This is a genomic window from Streptomyces marokkonensis (genome assembly GCF_008312835.1).
GTDB classification, from domain to species: Bacteria; Actinomycetota; Actinomycetes; order Streptomycetales; family Streptomycetaceae; genus Streptomyces; species Streptomyces marokkonensis_A.
Genome location: NZ_VSKS01000001.1, coordinates 496,431 through 514,646, shown reverse-complemented (window position 1 = coordinate 514,646; position 18,216 = coordinate 496,431). Strand labels below are relative to the sequence as shown.

The 18,216-nt window shown below is 73.5% G+C and carries 12 protein-coding genes; 7 read left to right on the top strand and 5 right to left on the bottom strand.

Annotation, left to right across the window (positions count from 1 at the left end):
• Positions 1-260: 260 nt before the first annotated feature.
• Entirely contained in the window at positions 261-500 is a 240-nt protein-coding gene (locus F1615_RS02245) for a hypothetical protein (RefSeq protein WP_425385613.1), read from the top strand.
• Here the strand turns inward: F1615_RS02245 and F1615_RS02240 are convergent, their stop codons facing one another.
• Together F1615_RS02240 and F1615_RS02235 are read right to left on the bottom strand one after the other, a co-directional pair.
• Complete coding sequence (locus tag F1615_RS02240; protein ID WP_149547121.1) at positions 501-2,714, bottom strand: S1 family peptidase; 2,214 nt, start codon at positions 2,712-2,714, stop codon at positions 501-503.
• Between the two features lie 48 nt (positions 2,715-2,762).
• Positions 2,763-3,299, bottom strand: coding sequence for a hypothetical protein (locus F1615_RS02235; protein ID WP_244328610.1), 537 nt, complete (start codon positions 3,297-3,299; stop codon positions 2,763-2,765).
• Positions 3,300-3,733: 434 nt separating this feature from the next.
• Here F1615_RS02235 and F1615_RS02230 point away from each other — a divergent pair, with 434 nt between their 5' ends.
• Positions 3,734-7,090 carry an ALF repeat-containing protein gene (locus tag F1615_RS02230; protein WP_149547120.1) on the top strand — a complete coding sequence of 1,119 codons (3,357 nt, stop codon included), beginning with the start codon at positions 3,734-3,736 and terminating at the stop codon, positions 7,088-7,090.
• A gap of 119 nt (positions 7,091-7,209) precedes the next feature.
• On the opposite strand, the gene F1615_RS02225 is transcribed toward F1615_RS02230, so the two are convergent.
• Both F1615_RS02225 and F1615_RS02220 read right to left on the bottom strand, forming a co-directional pair.
• The gene (locus F1615_RS02225) at positions 7,210-8,820 is read right to left on the bottom strand and encodes an AMP-binding protein (RefSeq protein WP_149547119.1); all 1,611 of its coding nucleotides are present in this window, start codon (positions 8,818-8,820) and stop codon (positions 7,210-7,212) included.
• On the bottom strand, positions 8,817-10,490 hold the full coding sequence (locus tag F1615_RS02220) for an AMP-binding protein (RefSeq protein ID WP_149547118.1): 1,674 nt from the start codon (positions 10,488-10,490) through the stop codon (positions 8,817-8,819). The genes F1615_RS02225 and F1615_RS02220 overlap by 4 nt, the downstream gene beginning before the upstream one ends.
• Positions 10,491-10,630: 140 nt before the next feature.
• Here F1615_RS02220 and F1615_RS02215 point away from each other — a divergent pair, with 140 nt between their 5' ends.
• From F1615_RS02215 to F1615_RS02205, 3 genes are all read left to right on the top strand, one after another.
• Complete coding sequence (locus F1615_RS02215; RefSeq protein WP_149547236.1) at positions 10,631-11,461, top strand: helix-turn-helix transcriptional regulator; 831 nt, start codon at positions 10,631-10,633, stop codon at positions 11,459-11,461.
• 154 nt (positions 11,462-11,615) lie between these two features.
• On the top strand, positions 11,616-14,426 hold the full coding sequence (locus F1615_RS02210) for an ATP-binding protein (RefSeq protein WP_149547117.1): 2,811 nt from the start codon (positions 11,616-11,618) through the stop codon (positions 14,424-14,426).
• Positions 14,427-14,619: 193 nt separating this feature from the next.
• Positions 14,620-15,411 carry a S1 family peptidase gene (locus tag F1615_RS02205; protein ID WP_149547116.1) on the top strand — a complete coding sequence of 264 codons (792 nt, stop codon included), beginning with the start codon at positions 14,620-14,622 and terminating at the stop codon, positions 15,409-15,411.
• Between the two features lie 98 nt (positions 15,412-15,509).
• Here F1615_RS02205 and F1615_RS02200 read toward each other — a convergent pair whose 3' ends face one another.
• Complete coding sequence (locus tag F1615_RS02200; protein WP_149547115.1) at positions 15,510-16,631, bottom strand: winged helix DNA-binding domain-containing protein; 1,122 nt, start codon at positions 16,629-16,631, stop codon at positions 15,510-15,512.
• A gap of 123 nt (positions 16,632-16,754) precedes the next feature.
• Between F1615_RS02200 and F1615_RS02195 the strand changes: the two genes are divergently transcribed.
• A complete protein-coding gene (locus F1615_RS02195; RefSeq protein WP_149547114.1) occupies positions 16,755-17,684 on the top strand; it encodes a polysaccharide pyruvyl transferase family protein in 930 nt (309 codons plus the stop codon).
• A 71-nt stretch (positions 17,685-17,755) separates the two neighbouring features.
• Positions 17,756-18,076, top strand: coding sequence for a DUF3040 domain-containing protein (locus F1615_RS02190; RefSeq protein ID WP_149547113.1), 321 nt, complete (start codon positions 17,756-17,758; stop codon positions 18,074-18,076).
• Positions 18,077-18,216 lie beyond the last annotated feature (140 nt).

The following is an 18,216-nucleotide window of genomic DNA, read 5'->3' as shown; positions in this document are numbered from 1 at the left end:
TCCGGCTGTCGGATTCGCACTCCCGTCGCGCCCCGCGGTGCGCTCTTCCGTTTTTCCGTATAGTGGAATTAACTTTCTACGATCTGGAAGCAATGTAAGTGGGTGGCCGAGGGCCGTCAAGACGTGCGCTGCGCGGCCCGTGGAGCGGAGGGTCAGCCGTCGTCCCGTACCTGCGGGGACTGGGACACCGGGACGTACGCCGGGGCGACCGGCGCCCCCGGTCCGGTATCGGACTGGCCGCGCCCGGCATCGTCGTCCAGGTGGATCCGACGGCGGGCCCGGCCGTGGGGCGGGACGTGGAGTGCCTGTGGCCGACGGCCATGGCGGAGTCGGCGCGGGGGACGTACTTCTCGCCGACCGGGTATGCCGGGGACGCCCGCGCCCGCGCGGAGCTGCTGGACGTCCCGTTCTCCGTGCTCGACCCGACGGGTGCGGCTCGTCCGGTCAACGCGTCGGCCGTGGCGCTGGACGCCACGGCCGACCGAGGAACCGCGCGGTGACTACCTCGCCGCGTGTCCGAAGGTGGTGCCGGACGCCGGAAGGCCGCCCTGGCCCGGCTGGTACTCGGTGACCGCGGCGTTGGGCTCACCGAGGGTCACGTTGGACATCGGCAGGGCGTAGAGCGCGCCGCGGGCGGTCGGACCGTAGGGCATGCCGACGTACAGGTGCGTACCGGTGAAGTGGATGCTCGAACCGAGGCGCTGGTTCGCGCCCGGAGCACCGGGGATGCCGTCGCCGTCGCCGGACTCGATCCACTTGTCGTTGGCGCCCGGGGCGCCCAGCAGCGAGAAGACGTGGACGGCGCCGGACTTGGTGGCGGTCCCGATCGCCTCGTCCGGAACGCCGACGGCCATCTTCATGGTCGCCACGGTGCTGACCGCACGCGGCGCGGTGTTGATCGCGGTGAGCGTGGAGCCGAAGTGGTCACCGGCCTCGGAGGTGCCGGAGACGTCGTCGTCGCCGGTGCCGGAGGAGTAGCCGTTGAGCTGCGTGTAGGTGCCGGCGGCGGTGACCCGGAAGGTGAGGACGCTGCCCGTCTCCGCCTTGCTGACACCGTTCACGTCGAGGGCCTCGCCCGGCGAACCGACGGCCAGGATGGACTCGTTGGCACTCGCCGCGCCCGAGGGACGGTACGGGGCCAGGGCGAGGGCCGCCCCGAAGCGGTCACCGGCCTCGGCGCCGCCCGAGACGGTGTCCAGGTCCTGGTCGAGGCCGAACCGCGGGGTCGGCCTGTTCTCGCTGTTCAGCGCGTGGGAGAAGACCACGAGATTGCCGGCGGCGGCGTCGCCGTTGATGCTCTCGTTGGGAGCGCCGATGGCGAGGTGGTTGGCGTCGGCGGCGAGCACCGCGCCGAAGCCGTCCTCGGCCTGCACCCCGCCGGGGACGTCCAGCTTGTCCTGGTGCACGGAGACGTTGGTGCCGCCCCGCACGTAGAACGCCTGGCCCGCCCTGGCGGCGCTGCCGAGGGACTCGCCGGGGTTGCCGATGACGAGGAAGGGCTCGCCGGCCGCGGTGGTGCCGGCGACCACCGCCTGCCCCAGCAGGTCACCGGTCTCCGGCGTGGAGGCGCCGAGGGAACCGTTGCCCTGGGCCTGCTGGAAGTGGGTGTTCTTGGCGGCGCCGGTACCGAGACCGCCCCGGGCCCCGTACAGGACGTCGGCCGTGCCGGCGTTCGTGGCGGTGCCCAGGGCCTCGCCCGGGGTGCCGACCACCAGGTCGGTGCAGCCGTCCTCGTTGTGGTCGGCCGTGTCGATCGCCTGGCCGAAGAGGTCGCCCGCCTCGGCGGCGTCCGGGACCCAGTCGAGGTCCTGGTTGATCTCGGCGGTGCCCTTGCCGCCGCCGTACACGACGCGGACCAGGCCCGCCTTGGCGTCGCCGCCGACGGTCGCCTGGGGGTCGGCGACCGCGATGTCCTCGACGCCGTCGCAGTTGAAGTCGGTGATGCGGTTGGCGCCCACCTTGGACTGCACCCAGGAGCCGAGGTCGTCGACGCGGGTGACGACGCCGCCGGTACGGGTCTCGGCCGCGTCGATCCCGAAGCAACCGCCCTGGTAGGAGCGGCTGCTGAGGGCGGCCAGCTGCTTGGTGCCGTCGACCGTGCGGACCATCGGGCCGCCGGTGTCGCCCATGCACGCCGCCACGCCGTCCTTGCCGGTGACCGTCGCGGAGGTGGCGGCGGCGGCGTCCACCGAGAAGACCCCGGTGTGCAGGTTCAGCGGCGCCCACTCGGTCCTGCTGCGGCCGTAGCCGGCCAGCGTCAGCTCCTCGCCCGCGGTGGGCGCGGTGGTGGCCAGGGCGATCGGGGTGACGTTCGTGACCGGGCGGTTCAACCGGGCCAGGACCACGTCACGGTCGGCGCGGGGCACCAGCTCCACGACCGTGCGGACCGCGCCCGCGGTACCGGTGAGGTCGGCACGGCCGATGGTCGCGGTGGTGGCCCGGGCCGGCTTGCCCGCGGGCACCGCGAGGCTCACGGCGGGATCGTCGGCGAAGCAACTGGCCGCGGTCAGCAGCCACTCGGTGTCCACCAGGACGCCGGAGCAGCCGCGGTCGTGGTCGCCGACCACGATCTGCGCGGTGTAGGCGTGCGTGGTGTCGGACGACGCGGAGGCGGGCCCCGTCACGGCGGCGGCGGGTACGGCGGTCATGATGAGCGGGCCCGCGGTCAGGGCCGCGGCCAGTGCGGCGAGGCGCACGGGTCTGGTGTGTCGCATCAGTTCAGTTCCTCAGTGGCAGATCTCGGCAAAGGGACTCGGACGGCGCTACTTGGTGGTCCTGATCTCCACGAGCAGGTGCTCGCGGCCCTGCTCGTCCGCACTCTCGCCCACCGCGGTCCAGGCGTTCTTGTCGATGTCGAAGGACTTCTCCTCGTCACCGACGGTCATGTCCACCTGTGTCTCGTAGTCGTTGCCCCTCATGACGTAGACGGCGGGGATCTCCAGGGTCAGCCAGCCCGAGTTGCCGACCGTCTTGAAGCAGATCGTCTCCGCCTTCCGCCGGGCCATGACCTGCAGGAGACCGGGGCCGTCGGCGCAGTCGGCCAGGGTGATGTGCCCGTCTCCGCGCTTGAGGACGATGCCCTGCTCCTCGAGGATCCGGTCGGCCTGCGGATACGCGAAGTCCTCGACCGCGTATCCGGGAGCCTCGTCCGCCACGGCCACCGCCGGGCCGTGGCCATCGGTCTGGACTCCGGACGCCAGTGCGGCCCAGGCCAGCCCTCCGGCGACCAGCGCGACCAGCGCGCGCCCCACGAGCCTCTTCCGCTGCGGCTTCACCGCAATGGTGGTGCGTACCTTCATCGCAGTCCTAATTTCGTTTTCCTTCGGCCGGATGCACGTCATCCAGCCCGGTAAAAGGCATGAAGGCTCCGCAATTCAAAGAGGACCCCCCACCTCTCGCGGAAATACCGGGAAGAAATCCAATGGCAACCCGGACCCCCGCTTGAGCCTGTCCATGCCACCTCCATCTTCGAACACTGTCCACGTCGCGAACTCGCTTAAAAGGGACGCCAGTTGAAGATCCCTTGTGACTCTCGACACGGTCCAGAAAGGTTGTACGAACACGTGTGAAGGAACTGTGAAGACACGAACGGCACGTCAGACAGCGCTATCTGTTGTCAAATCAATTTCCCTTGCAGTTACCCCGGTTCGTCACCGGAACCCATTGGTAAGGTCGCCTGCAGAGCACGCCACGCTGCTATTCCTTCGACACAGACCGCGAGGACAACGCTCTTATGCAGACCATTTTCTGGAGTCGCAGACGGCTCCTCGGCGCGGCCGCCGCCGTGACGGCCGCCGCCGCCGCTCCGCTGTCGTGGACGCCCCGGGCACACGCCGCCGATCAGGACACGCCGGCCGATCCGCTCGCCCTGCCGGACACCGAACGGGCCAGGGTGGTCGAGGCGTGGACCGCGGGAGGCAAAGCCACCAAGGCGGCGGCGGCCTACGCGCTCCACGGCACGGACACCGAGATACGGACGTTCCTCACCGAGACCCTGCCGAAGGTCACCGCGGAGGACAACCGCGTCGCCGTCGCCAGGTATCTCGCGCGCGCCGGCAGGGGGCTGCGCCGCGAGGCGGTCGCCGCACTCGACAACGGTGACGCCGCCATAGCCGCCTTCCTGAAGGAGACGTACAAGCCCGCTCTGCTCGAGGATCTGGGCGTGGCGACCTCCCTCGTCTCGTCCACCGGTGACAAGGCCGTGCGGCGGGAGGCCTCCGCCGCACTGGACGTCGGCACCCGGCAGGCGCTCGAGACGTTCCTCACCGACGGCCAGTACGACGCCCGGCTGGAGGACGCCAGGGTGCAGGTGTCCTCCATGCTGTTCCAGGCCGGTCCCGAGGTACGGAAGTACGCGGACCGCGCCCTGAGCGGTACGGCCACGGACGTGCAGTGGTTCCTCGACACCGGTCAGCACATCGCCCGGGCCCGGGACCAGGAGTCGGCGACCATCGCGGAACTCGTCGCGGTCGTCGAACGGGAGGGCAGGCGCGCCCAGGCCGAGACCGACCTGGCCGTCGAGGCCTCCGCGCGTGCCGTGAGCGCCGCCGAGAAGGCGAAGGAAGCGGCCGAGAAGGCCGCCGCGGAGGCAGCGGCCGCCAAGGAGGACGTTCAGAAGTCCGCCGCGGCGGCCCGCAAGGCCGCGAGTGCCGCCAAGGGCGCGGCCAACGCCGCCCGCAACGCCATCAGCGCCTCCAACGCCGCGGTGACCGCCTCCCGCCGCGCCTCCTGGGCGGCCACCGCCGCCTCCCAGGCCGCCGCGACGGCCGGAAACGCCGCCTCGCGCGCGTACAGCGCCGCCATCGCCGCCTCGAAGGACGCCTCCAAGACCGAGGCGGCCAAGAACGCGGCCGTCGCCGCCCGCAACGGGGCCGCGAAGGCCCGGTCCGCGGCCAAGGCCGCCGACTACGCCGCGGCCGCCTCCGCGCAGGCCGCGAGCGCCGGTTCCTCGGCCGCGTCCGCCGCGCGCAACTCCGCCGCGGCCGCCACCGCCGCCGCGCAGGCCGCGGGGGCCGCCGGGGCCGCCCAGTCCGAGGCGGCCGAGGCCAAACGCCAGGCGGCCATCGCGACGACGGCCGCCAACCGCGCCACCAACGCCGCCTCGACGGCCCAGGCTCTCGCCAACAAGGCGGCCACCGCCGCGCGGACCGCGCGGGACGCGGCCAACTCCGCCGCCGACCACGCGGAGAAGGCGGCCGACGCCGCCGACGAGGCGGTCAAGTACGCCGGCCAGGCCATCGACTACGCGAACAAGTCCACCGCGCACGCGGCCGAAGCGGTGAAGGCGGCGAACACGGCCACCAAGGCGGTCGAGGACGCCCTGGCCGTGGAACAGGCGGCCCGGCAGGCGGAGCTGGCCCGTCTGGAACAGGACAAGCTGCAGGGCATGGACGAGGCCCGCCTGCTCTCGCAGATCGAAGCGGAGGAACGGGCCGCGTACGAGGACAAGCGCCGCCAGGAGGCCCAGACCGCGCAGGCCCTCAAGGACCTGATCGCCGCGGCCGAGAAGGCCCTGTGGGAGACCGGTGACCTGGCGCTCGCCGCCACGCTGGGACGCAGGGCCGCCACCGGACTGCTCGAGGCGAAGGGCGCGTGGACCCGGGAGGCCGCCCAGCACGCACTGGCCGGCAGCGACGACGACGTCCTCTCCTGGATCGACCTCGACCGGTCCCTCGCCCAGAACCAGGACGACCGGGAGACCGTCCTCTACGTCGCCCAGATCTCCAGCCCCGCCATCGCGGAGGCGGCCCACGCCGCGCTGGCGAGCTCCAGCTCGACGGCGGTGGGCGACTTCCTCACCTCGGGGATGATCCGGGCGTCGCAGGACGACAACAAGGTACAGATCGGCCGCATCCTCAACGACAATCCCGGCACGGCCGTCACCAGGGCCGCCAACGACGCGCTGGACGCCAACACACCCGAGGCGTTGCAGGACTTCTTCAACCGCACCTACCCCGCGGCGATCCGGGAGGACGACGCGGTGGAGACCGCGACGTCGGTGGCCACCGGGGGCGAGTACGTCAAGTCGTACGCGGAGGTCGCCCTCGAGGGACCGACGTGGATGCGCAGGAACTTCGTCCAGGCCGTGCGGTACACGGCGGCACAGCTCGACCACGACTCCGCCACCCACGTCGCGGCGGTCCGCGGGTCGATCGCGGCCGCGGCGAAGATCGCCTACAAGGCGCAGGAGAACGCGGCGCTGGCGTCGAAGGCGGCGGCCGACGCCCGCAACGCCGCCGCCGAGGCCCAGGAGTGGGCCGACAGGGCGGTGGACGCGGCGAGCAAGGCGAACGACTACGCCGACCAGGCGAAGCGGAACGCCGACGCCGCCGACCGGTCCGCGGCGAGCGCACAGGCATCGGCGAGCCAGGCCAAGTCGGCGGCGGCGACCGCGCGCGGTGCGTCCCGTTCGGCCAACTACTCCGCGAACAAGGCCGTGGACGCGGCCCGTTCGGCGCTGCAGTCCTCCTACAGCGCCCAGGCGTCCGCCGCCAGTGCCCGCCAGTCCGAGCTGGAGGCCGGCCGTGACAAGGCGGCGGCGGCCGCGGCGGCCAGCCAGGCGCGCAGCATCGCCGTCCAGAAGCGCCGGGCCGAGATCGCCGAGGCCGCCAGGGAGGCCGCCGAGAAGGCGAAGCGGGAACGGGCGGAGGGCCGGGACCCGGCCGACAGCGAGACCCACGACGAGGTTCGTCCGCACGGCACCGGTTCCGAGCAGGAGGACTGGTGGTCGGACGCCGGCTGGTGGGCCGACGCCGCCAACAAGGTCAGCATCGCCTCGGGTTTCATCGCCGCCGGTCTCGGTCTGGCCAGCCTGGCCTTCCCCCCGCTGGCGGCGGGGGCGGCGTTCTTCGGGTACGTGTCCCTGGGCGCCGGCGCGCTGGGCGCCCTCTTCACCGGCCTCGAACACGGCTTCACCAGCGGTGAGTTCGTCGGCTCCCTCGGGGGCGCCGCCCTGAACCTGGCCACCTTCGGCCGGGGCAAGCTGGTGACCACCGGCATCAAGAAGGCGGCCCCCGTGGTCAACAAGGTCGTCGACGAGGGCAAGGAGCTGGTCTCCTCGATCACGGGCGGCCTGTCGAACCTCTGGTGACCGCCACCGCACACCCGACGCACGACGGGTGACACCCCCGCCCCGCCGGTGACCGGCGGGGCGGGCCCACGACAGCTGCGGCGGTTCCCCTCCCCCGACCCGGTGGGGGGCGAGGTCCGTCAGCTGCCGTACCGCTCCCGCAGCTCCACCTTGCGCACCTTCCCGGAGACGGTCATCGGGAAGGACTCCAGGAGCTGGAGGCGGCTGGGCACCTTGTAGTGGGCGAGGCGCCCGTCGCAGAAGGCGCGCAGTTCCTCCAGGGTGAGCGGGTCGGCCGCGTCGCGCGGGACGACGCAGGCGAGCACCTCCTCGCCGTAGCGCTTGTGCGGCACGCCCACGACCTGGACGTCCGCGATCTTCGGATGGGCGTAGAGGAACTCCTCGATCTCGCGCGGGTAGATGTTCTCCCCGCCCCTGATGATCATGTCCTTGATGCGGCCGACGATCTCCACGTACCCGTCGTCCCGCATCACCGCGAGGTCCCCGGTGTGCATCCAGCGGCCCGCGTCGACGGCCTCCGCGGTCTTCCCGGGCTCGTTCCAGTAGCCGAGCATCACGCTGTAGCCCCGGGTGCAGAGCTCACCGGAGGTGCCGCGCGGCTGCGTCACTCCGGTGGCCGGGTCGACGACCTTGACCTCGATGTGCGGCAGCACCCGGCCGACGGTGCCGGTGCGGTGCTCCAGGTCGTCGTCCATGCGGGTCTGCAGGGAGACCGGGGAGGTCTCGGTCATGCCGTAGCAGATGGAGACCTGCTCCATGTGCATCTCGGTGACCACGCGCTTCATCACCTCCACCGGGCACGGCGAGCCCGCCATGATGCCGGTGCGCAGCGAGGTGAGGTCGTAGGACGCGAAGCCGGGCAGGTTCAGCTCGGCGATGAACATGGTGGGCACGCCGTAGAGCGAGGTGCAGCGCTCCCGCTGCACGGCCTCCAGCGTGGCCCCCGGCTCGAAGGAGGGGGCGGGGATGACGATGCAGGCGCCGTGCGAGGTGGCCGCCAGGTTGCCCATGACCATGCCGAAGCAGTGGTAGAAGGGCACCGGCAGGCAGACCCGGTCCTGCTCGGTGTAGCCGATGGTGCGGCCCACCCAGTAGCCGTTGTTGAGGATGTTGTGGTGCGAGAGCGTGGCCCCCTTGGGGAAGCCCGTCGTGCCCGAGGTGTACTGGATGTTGACGGGGTCGTCGCAGCTCAGCCCGGCGGCGACCATGTCGAGGCGCTCGGCCGGCACGGCGGCGGCGCCCGCGGTCAGCGCGTCCCAGGACGGGTCGCCGATGTAGACGGTCTCCCGCAGCCCGGGACAGGATCCGCGCACCTGGTCCACCAGTGCCCGGTAGTCGCTGCCCTTGTGGGCGGGCGAGGAGACCAGCAGGCGGACGCCGGACTGCTTGAGCACGTACTCGAGCTCGTGCGCGCGGTAGGCCGGGTTGATGTTCACCATGACGGCGCCGATGCGGGCGGTGGCGTACTGCACGAGGACCCACTCCGGGCAGTTGACCGCCCAGATGCCGACCCGGTCGCCGGTCCCGACGCCCTTCGCCAGCAGTCCGCGGGCCACCTCGTCGACGGCGGCGCCGAACTCGGCGTAGGTCCAGCGCCGCCCGGAGGGCACGTCGACCAGGGCCTCCCGAGCGGGCCACGCGGCGACCGCGCGCCGCAGGTTGGCACCGATGGTGTCGCCGAGCAGGGGCGTCGTGCCGGTGCCGTGGGCGTACGACAGGGGTGCGGTCACCGGAAGTCCTCCTCGCGGTACTCGTCGGCGGAGCCGGCCGCCGTGGCCTCGCGCAGCTCGATGCGGCGGATCTTCCCGGAGACGGTCTTGGGCAGCTCGCCGAACTCCAGCCGGCGGATCCGCTTGTAGGGGGCGAGCGCCTCGCGGGAGTGCTCGAACAGCACCTTCGCGGTGTCGGGGCCGGGCTCCCAGCCCTGCGCGAGCACGACGTAGGCCTTCGGTACGGCCAGCCGCAGCTCGTCCGGCGCGGGCACCACGGCCGCCTCCGCGACCGCCTCGTGCTCCAGCAGCGCGCTCTCCAGCTCGAAGGGGCTGATCTTGTAGTCGGAGGCCTTGAAGACGTCGTCGGCCCGTCCGACGTAGGTGATGTACCCGTCGTCGTCGCGGGAGCCGATGTCGCCGGTGCGGTAGTAGCCGCCGGCCATCGCCTCGGCGGTGCGGTCCGGGTCGCCGTGGTAGCCGGCCATCAGGCCCACCGGGCGGGCGGAGAGGTCGAGCGCGATCTCGCCCTCGGCGGCGCCGGGGGCACCGGAGACCGGGTCGAGGAGTTCGACGCGGTAGCCGGGGCTGGGGCGTCCCATGGAGCCGGTCTTGAGGACCTGGCCGGGGCTGTTGGAGACCTGCACGGCGGTCTCGGTCTGCCCGAAGCCGTCCCGGATGGTGACGCCCCAGCTGCGCCGGACCTGCTCGATGACCTCGGGGTTGAGCGGTTCCCCGGCGGCGACGACCTCGCGGGGCGGGGTGCGCAGCTGGGTGAGGTCGGCCTGGATGAGCATGCGCCACACGGTCGGCGGGGCGCAGAAGGTGGTGACTCCGGCCTTGTCCATCTCGGTCATCAGGCGGGGTGCGTCGAAGCGCGTGTAGTTGTGCAGGAAGACGGTCGCCTCGGCGTTCCACGGGGCGAAGAGGTTGGACCAGGCGTGCTTGGCCCAGCCGGGCGAGGAGATGTTGAGGTGCACGTCGCCGGGGATCAGCCCGATCCAGTACATCGTCGCCAGGTGGCCGATCGGGTACGAGGTGTGGGTGTGCTCGACCAGCTTGGGCCGGGCGGTGGTGCCCGAGGTGAAGTACAGCATCAGCGGGTCGTCGGAGAGGGTGGGCCCGTCGGGCGCGAAGTGCCCGTCCGCGCCGTACGCGTCGGCGTACGGCACCCAGCTGCCGCCGGCCCCCTCCCCCACGGCGATCCGGGTGTAGTCGCCGGGCACCTCGTCGAACTTCGCGGTGTCTGCGGCACGCGCGATCACGTGGCGGACGCGGCCGCGGTCGACCCGGTCGCGCAGGTCGGCGGGGCCGAGCAGCGGGGTGGCGGGGATGACGACGGCGCGCAGCTTCATCGCGGCGAGGGCCATCTCCCACAGTTCGGCCTGGTTGCCGAGCATGACCAGCACCCGGTCCTCGGCGCGCACGCCCCGCTGCCGCAGCCAGGTGGCGACCTGGTCGGAGCGGCGGGCGAGCGCGGCGAAGGACAGCCGGGTCTCGTCGCCGTTCTCCTCGACGAGGTGCAGGGCGGTGCGGTCGTTCCCGTCCGCGATCACGTCGAACCAGTCGAGCGCCCAGTTGAACCGCTCGGGCCGGGGCCAGGCGAAGTCCCGGTAGGCGGTGGCGTAGTCCTCGCGGTGTTCCAGCAGGAAGTCCCTGGCCCTGCGGAACGCGTCCGTCCCCGTTGTCATGTCTCCTCCTCGTGCCGGACCATTGCCGGGCGGCTCCCCGCCATCGTGTAATCCGTGATGCAGGTCTCACTACCCCCGAACGGGGGTGTGCGTCCGCCGAGGAGCCGCGACGGAGGGGCGAACAGGTGACAGCTGACCCGATGAGGGCGGGCGACGCGGTGGAGATCCGCGGGGCGCTGGCCCGGCTGCGGCGCGCGACCGGGCTGCCGGTCGCCTTCGGCGGCCTGGTGGAGCCCGGACGGAGGCAGGTGCGCATCAGCGAGCTGAGCGGCACGGCCACACCCGCGCTCAGCGCGCTCGCGGTCACCCCGGGCAACGGTCTGGGCGGCAAGGCGGTGGCGCTCGCCCGGCCGTGCGCGGTGACGGACTACTCGGTCTCGCGGCAGATCAGCCACGAGTACGACGTCCCGGTCGCCGCCGAGGGCCTGCGCGCCGTCGTCGCCGTGCCGGTGGTCGTGCGGCGGCGGGTGCGGGCGGTGCTCTACGGCGCCCTGCGCGCCGCCCAGCCGCTCGGCGACCGTACGCTCGGCGAGGCGGTGCAGACGGCGCGGGACGTGGAGCAGGCACTGGTGGTGCGGGAGGAGGCGGCGGAACTGCTCACCGCCGCCCACTCGCGGCCGGAGCCGGAACGGGCGTCCGGCGCGGCCTGGGAACAGGTGCGGGAGGCGCACGCGGCGCTGCGGGCACTCGCCCCGCGGATCGCGGATCCGGCGCTGCGGGCCGAGCTGCTCGAGGCGTGCGCCCTGCTCACCTCCGACACCGTCCCCGCCGCGGCGGTGCGGCTCGCGCCCCGGGAGGTGGACGTGCTCGCCTGTGTGGCGGCCGGGGCGACCAACGCCGTGGCCGCCGAGCGGCTGGGCGTGACGGCCGAGACGGTCAAGGCGTACCTGCGGTCGGCGATGCGGAAACTGGGGGTCCGCACCCGCGGGCAGGCGGTGGTGGCGGCCCGCCGGGCGGGGTGGTTGCCATAGATTTGCGATGTTTGGCCGTGAACGGCATTACCGCCGGTTCAACTTTGCATTTACCGTGGCTCCGCCCGCTGTAATTTGCCTCACTACACCGTCCGCCCGAATTAAGGAGCCTGTTGCCTAATATTGGCCAGGACACGCCACACGGAGGGGAGCGGTGACCGTGCGACGGGACTTCAAGGAGCCTGCCAGGTACCGCCCCGACCTGGTCATCGGCCGGGAGGAGCTGTTCTCCGACGCGCGGGAGCAGCTCGCCGGAGGGGGCAGCGTGCTGCTGCACGGGCCCGCCGGAATAGGAAAGTCGACCGTGCTGCGGGCACTCGCGGCGGAAAACGCCGGTGCGGCGCGGACGGTGCTGCGCTGCTCGGCCACGGAGTCCGAATCCCACCTGCCGTTCCTGGCGCTGGCCGATCTGTTCGGTCTGGTCCTCGACGAGGTCGCACCCCGGCTGCCCGCCGCCCAGCGCACCGCCCTGGAGTCGGCGCTCACCGGACGCGGCGAGTCCACGCTCCAGCGGGACGGGCTCGCGCTGCGGCTCGCGGTGCTGTCCACGCTGCGCGCGCTGGCCGCCGAGGGCCCGGTCCTCGTCGTCGCCGACGATCTGCAGTGGCTGGACCCGGCCAGCGCCGAGCTCCTCGGATTCGCCGCCCGGCGGCTCGGCGACAGCCCGGTGCGGATGCTGTGCGCGGTGCGCACGGACGGCGAGGAGTACGACCGTCATCTGCGCGCCTGCCCGCCGGACACGCTCGAGGTGCGGCTGGGCCCGTTCTCCCGCACCCAGGTGTCCGCGCTGCTGGACCACCGCGGCTACACGGGCCTGTCCCGCTCCACGGTCCGTGACATCCACCGCACCAGCGCGGGCAACCCGCTGTTCGCGCTGGAGCTGGGCCGCGCCCTCGCGGAGAGCCCCGCCCGGCCCCGCCCGGGTGAGCCGCTGCCGGTGCCGACGTCGCTGCGGGCGCTGGTCCTCAGCCGTCTGGAGATGCTCTCGGACGAGGCCCGCCGCACCCTGCTGGTGGCCAGCGCCGGCGCCCGTCCCACCCTGGCCCTGCTGCACGCGGCCGGCCGGGACAACGCCGAGGCCGAGACGGCCCAGGCCGCCGCCCTGGGGCTGCTGGCGACGGATCCGGAGGAGCCGGCCCTGCGCTTCGCGCATCCGCTGATCTCGGCCGCCCTGTACGCGGAGGCGCCGGCGCAGGAGCGGCGGGCCGTGCACACGGCGCTGTCCACGGCGGCCTCCGATCCCATCGAGCGGGCCCGGCACCTGGCACTGGCCGCCACCGGCGCCGACCCGGAGGTGGCGGCCCGGCTCGCCGAGGCCGCCGCGCTGGCCCGGGACCGCGGGGCGCCCTCGGTCGCCGCCTCCCTCGGGCTGCTCGCCGCCCGGCACACCCCGGCCGACGGCGTGCCGGGACCCGACGAGCGGCGGCTCCAGGCCGCCGAGGACGCGATCACCGCGGGCGAGGCCGACCTGGCCCGGGACATAGCGCGCGAGGTGCTCACCCGGGCGACGGTGCCGGCGGAGCGGGTACGGGCCTGGATGGTGGTCATCGAGGCCGCCGGGCAGGCGCTCGGCGAGGTCGACGCGGTCTTCCCGCAGGTGCTGGCCGACGCCGGCGACGACCCCCGGCTGCTGGCGCTGGTCCACTACCAGCTGGCCTGGCGCGAGGTGGTGGTGGACGGCGACTTCGCCAAGTCCCGCAAGGAGGCCGCCCACGCGGCGGAACTGGCCGCCCGTGGCGGGGACCGCCGCACCGAGCTGATGGCGCTGGCCTTCCAGTCGTCCACCGAGACCCTGATGGGCCACCCGGACGCTCCCGCCACGATCCGGCGGGCGCTCCAGGAGCCGCAGGACCCCGATGTCGTCAGCCACCACAACGGCGCCGCGATGGCGAGGTTCCGGTGGCTGCTCATGAGCGACCAGCTGCCGGAGGCCCGTACGGCCATCACCGCGCTGCTGCGGGAGGCGCGGCGGCGCGGCATGGTCGAGAGCGAGGTGCACTTCTCGCGGCTGCTCGCCGACACCGAACTGCGCTTCGGGCACTGCGGCCGGGCCCTGGACCTGGCCGGCGATAGCCTGCGGCTGGCCCGGGACTCCGGGATCGGCGAGAGCGCCTCGGCCATGCTCGCCTCGCTCGCGGAGGCGTCGGGCGGGGACGTGGACCGGGCCCTGGCGCTGGCCCGCGAGTCCGCGGACCACGCCGAGGTCGACGGCGACCAGCTGTACCTCTCCCTGGCCCTGGCCGCCCTCGGCTACGCCCAGCTGGTGGCCGGGGACGCGCAGGCCGCGGTCCGCTCGCTGCGCCGGGTGCGGGAGCTGGAGCACGGCATGGGCGTCCACGACCCGGCCCGGGGCCGCTGGCAGGGCGACCTCGCCGAGGCGCTGGTGCGGATCGGTGAACCCGGCGAGGCGCAGGAACTCATCAACCACACCCGGGTGCACGCGCTGCGGCTGAACCGCGCGAGTGTGCTGGCGGTACTCGACCGCGCGGAGGCGCTGGTACGGGCGGCACGCGGTGAACACCAGTCCGCGGTGGCCCAGTTGACGTCGGCGCAGGAACGGCTCGCCAAGCTGGGGTTCGGCCTCGAGGAGGCGCGGGCGGCCTTCGCGCTGGCCCGGCTGCGCGCCAGGGGGCAGGGTCCGGGCGGGTACGAGGAGGCCGCCCGGCTGTTCCGGCGCTGCCGCGCGCTGCCGTGGCTGCGGCAGGTGGACGAGGCGGTGGCCGCCGGTCCCGCGGTGGCGGAGCCGGTGCCCGCCGCCGCTCCCGCGGTGCTGGACGGACTCGCCTCGATGGAGCGCCAGGTCGCCGCGCTGGTCATGGAGGGCGCGACCAACCGGGAGATCGCCGGCCGGCTGTTCATCAGCGTGAAGACCGTCGAGGCGACGCTCACCCGGGTCTACCGCAAGCTGGGCATCCGCTCACGGGTCGACATCGTCCGGCTGGCGGCGGGGCGCCGCACGACGTAGCGCCGGGGCGGGGCCCGGCGGGTGCGACCGAGGGTTTTCCCTGCCCCAACTCCCTTAGGGGGTTCCCTCATTGGGGTGATCGCGCTCCGGGTCGTAGCGTGAACGCGTGCCGCTCGCCGGTCACACGGAGGCCGAAGCCTCGCGTTCGGCCCCCGCCCCGCGCGACCCCCCACCGGCAACCCCGAGGAGACCCATGTCCGGGCTCACCCGCGCCAGAAAGGCCGCCGCCGTCGTCGCGGCGACCGCCGCCGCAGCCGCGACCGCGCTGATCTCCGCCCCCTCCGCCGTCGCCGCCCCGCAGCCGATCGTCGGCGGGACGACGACCACGACGTCCGCGTACCCGTTCATGATGCAGATCACCGACGCCTCGCAGGACCAGTTCTGCGGCGGCACCCTGGTCTCCCCCACCAAGGTCGTCACGGCCGCGCACTGCATGGTCGGCGAGACCACGAGCAGCGTGCGCGTGGTCGGCGGGCGCACCTACCTCAACGGCACCAACGGCACGGTCGCCAGGGTGAGCAGGATCTGGATCCACCCGGACTACACACGCGTCACCCGCGGCGACGACGTGGCCGTGCTGACGCTGTCGACGTCGATGCCGTACACCCCGGCCCCGTACGTCTCGTCCTCGGACACCTCGGTGTACGCGGCCGGCACCACCACCCGCGTCCTCGGCTGGGGCACCACCTCGTCCGGCGGCAGCTCCTCCAACCAGCTGCGCACCGCGACCGTGCCGACCGTGTCCGACGCCTCCTGCCGCGGCTCCTACGGCAGCCGGTACGTGCAGAGCGACATGGTGTGCGCCGGCTACTCCTCCGGCGGCGTCGACACGTGCCAGGGCGACAGCGGCGGACCGCTGCTGATCGGCGGCCGGCTGGCGGGCATCACCTCCTGGGGCGACGGCTGCGCGGCGGCCGGCTACCCGGGCGTCTACACCCGGCTGACCACGTTCTCCGACGCGGTGACGGCGCAGGTCCGCGGGTGAGGGACGCCGGGATTTCCTGAGTGAACCTCAGGCAGTGAACCAGGGGGCGTTGCGGGCTTCCACGAGCAGCCCGCAACGCCCCCTCTCCATGTCCGGGCTCATCCGCGCACCGTCCCGAAGCGGATGTCGTACGCCGCCCCCGGGTGCATCACCCGGAGCATCCGCTCCCCCTCCGCGGCGACCTCCTCCCGCCGCGCCGCGTCGAGCCGGCCGAACGGCTCGACGACGAGGGCGTCCTCGTCCAGCCGCCACAGCCCGGCGAGGAACCCGTCGACGAGCAGCGTGCGGTGAGCGACGTTCCCCTGCCAGCTGCGGCCCCGGTACTCCGGCGGTACGACGCGGGTGCGGTCGGCGTGGGAGAGGAGCAGGTTGTCGAACTCGGGGAGGAAGCGGGGCGGGGCCGGGGTGCCGGGGTCGGGGCGGGGCGCGTCCGGGAGGTCGAAGAGCTCGACGCCGGACTCGTCCCGGAAGGTGACGAGCCGGGGACGCAGCCGCTCGAAGGCCTCACGCAGCCGGGTCAGTCCGGCCCAGGTCTGCATGTCCTTGACGGAGGCCGGGCCGAAGGCGGCGAGGTAGCGCAGCACCGTCTCGTCGGGCGTCGTGGGGAACGGCTCTGCGGGGCGTCCCAGCCAGTGCTCGGCGGTGGTGAGCCGGACCTGTCCGCTGCGGCCCCACAGTCCGCGCGGGGTGACCTGCACGAGGGGGAGCTTGCAGCGGGCGGCGACGGCGAGGGCCCCGGGGTCGGCGTCGGGCCACTCCCGCAGCAGGGCCTCGCGCAGCTGCTTCATCGTGCGCGGCTCGGCCTCCACGAGGTCGCGGGCGAGGGCGGCGAGCCGGTCCAGGTCGACGCCGGCGAGCCCTTCGCGGAACTGCTTGAGCTCCCGGTCGCGGGCAGGCTGCACCAGGGGCCGCAGGGTGAGGCAGTCGCGGACGGTGTGGGTGTGGATGGTCGAGCGCATGGTGACGATGCGGACGACCTCGCGTTCGGCCATCGGCCGGGACAGCGCCTCGGGCGTGAAGCCGTCGAGGCGGGCGGCGAGCGCGTAGTAGGGCGGCTTGACGTTCTGCGCCTGGAGACCGAGCAGGTGCCCGACCGCGTCCACGGCGGGCATCGGTGAGCGGCGCAGCAGCAGCTGCCGCTCGAGCGTGGCCCGGTTGAGGGCCCGGGGGCCGAGCACGGCGGCCGGCGAGGGTGCGGCGCTCCGCTTCGTCGTCGTCATACCGGCACGCTAGCGGCCCTTGCGGTCAGGATCTGTCCGCGATGCACCGGCCGGCGCGATCGGTGTGAGCGGCACGCTCCGGGCCGATTGGCTTCCGCCGGAGCGGGGCACTCGGAGCGCACTGTGCACGAACGAGAGACCTCGGGACCGCGAAGGGTCCTGCTGACCGGGTGGTTCAGCTTCCGCGACGGGGAGGCGACCGCCGGGGACGTGCTGGCGCTGCGCCGGGTGGAGGAGGTGCTGCGGGCGTCCGGGACGCCGTACGACGTCGTGTGGAGCCCCGGTTTCCTGCCGGACGCCCTGCACCTCGACAGCGTACGGCCCGGTGACTACTCCCATCTGGTGTTCGTGTGCGGGCCGCTGCACGGACCGCAGGTCGAGGAGCTGCACCGGCGGTTCGCGCACTGCGTGCGGATCGCCGTGGGGACGTCGGTGATCGACCCGGCGGACGCCGCCGCGACGGGCTTCCACCGCGTGCTGGCACGGGACGCCCCCGGCAGCGAGCCGACCGAGGACCTGGCGGCCCGCGCGCCGGCGGTGCCCGCGCGGCCCGTGGTCGGGGTGATCCTCACCCACGGCCAGGAGGAGTACGGGGAGCAGCGGCGGCACGGGCAGGTCGCGGGCCGGGTGACCCGCTGGCTGGCCGGCAAGGACTGCGCCCGGCTGGAGCTGGAGACCCGCCTCGACACCCGTGACTGGCATCTGAGCGCGACTCCCGCGCAGGTGCAGTCGGTGCTGGCCCGCCTCGACCTGGTCGTCACCGACCGGCTGCACGGGCTGGTGCTCGCCCTGCGGGTCGGCACCCCCGTGCTGGCCGTGGACCCGGTGGCGGGCGGCGCCAAGGTGACCGCGCAGGCACGCGCGTGCGGCTGGCCCGCGCTGCTGGGCGCCGAGCAGCTGGACGAGCGCCGGCTGGAGCGGTGGTGGGACTGGTGCCTGACCTCGGGCCGGGTGGCCGCACGGCAGGTCCGTGACGCGTTCCGGGACGGCCGGGTGCCGGACGGCGCGGACCGGCTGATGGAGGTGCTCGCGCCCCGCGCCACCGCCGGTTAGCCCGGCGGCCGTCCGGGCACCCGGGAGCCTCGCGGTCGTCCTGGTCTCACGGTGGTCCCTGGAGGAGAGACGTGTCCATCAGCCGGCTTCCCGAGCACGAACAGCGCATCCTCGACGAGATCGAGCGGACACTGCGCCACGACCGCCGGCTCGACCGGCGGCTGCGCACGCTCAGGATCCGCCGGGGGCCCGACCTCACGCGCCTGCTCCGGCGCGTCGCGGGCTACCGCCCGCGCGGGTGGACGGTGGCCGGGCTCCTCGGGGTGTCGGTCACGCTGATGGTGACCGGCATCGTCACGTCGGCCCCCTGGGCGATCTGGGCGTTCGCCGCGGTGTGGCCGCTCACGCTCTTCGCGGCGTTCCGCCTGCTGTGCCGGTGGTCCGGCTGCTGAGCCGTCTGCCTCCCCAGGGCGCCGGACGGCCGCAGCCGAAAGCCCTCGAACAGCCCGTCCGGCGTGTGAGGAGAGGCCCGTCCAGGGCCGAAGGGGGGTCCGGGGGCACGGCCCCCGGGGACGGGAAGGGAAGGGGCGGC

Excerpts from the sequence above, each read along its gene's own strand:
- F1615_RS02240 (WP_149547121.1), bottom strand. The coding sequence starts at position 2,714 with ATGCGACACACCAGACCCGTGCGCCTCGCCGCACTGGCCGCGGCCCTG.
- F1615_RS02235 (WP_244328610.1), bottom strand. The coding sequence starts at position 3,299 with ATGAAGGTACGCACCACCATTGCGGTGAAGCCGCAGCGGAAGAGGCTC.
- F1615_RS02230 (WP_149547120.1), top strand. The coding sequence starts at position 3,734 with ATGCAGACCATTTTCTGGAGTCGCAGACGGCTCCTCGGCGCGGCCGCC.
- F1615_RS02220 (WP_149547118.1), bottom strand. The coding sequence starts at position 10,490 with ATGACAACGGGGACGGACGCGTTCCGCAGGGCCAGGGACTTCCTGCTG.
- F1615_RS02215 (WP_149547236.1), top strand. The coding sequence starts at position 10,631 with ATGAGGGCGGGCGACGCGGTGGAGATCCGCGGGGCGCTGGCCCGGCTG.
- F1615_RS02205 (WP_149547116.1), top strand. The coding sequence starts at position 14,620 with ATGTCCGGGCTCACCCGCGCCAGAAAGGCCGCCGCCGTCGTCGCGGCG.
- F1615_RS02200 (WP_149547115.1), bottom strand. The coding sequence starts at position 16,631 with ATGACGACGACGAAGCGGAGCGCCGCACCCTCGCCGGCCGCCGTGCTC.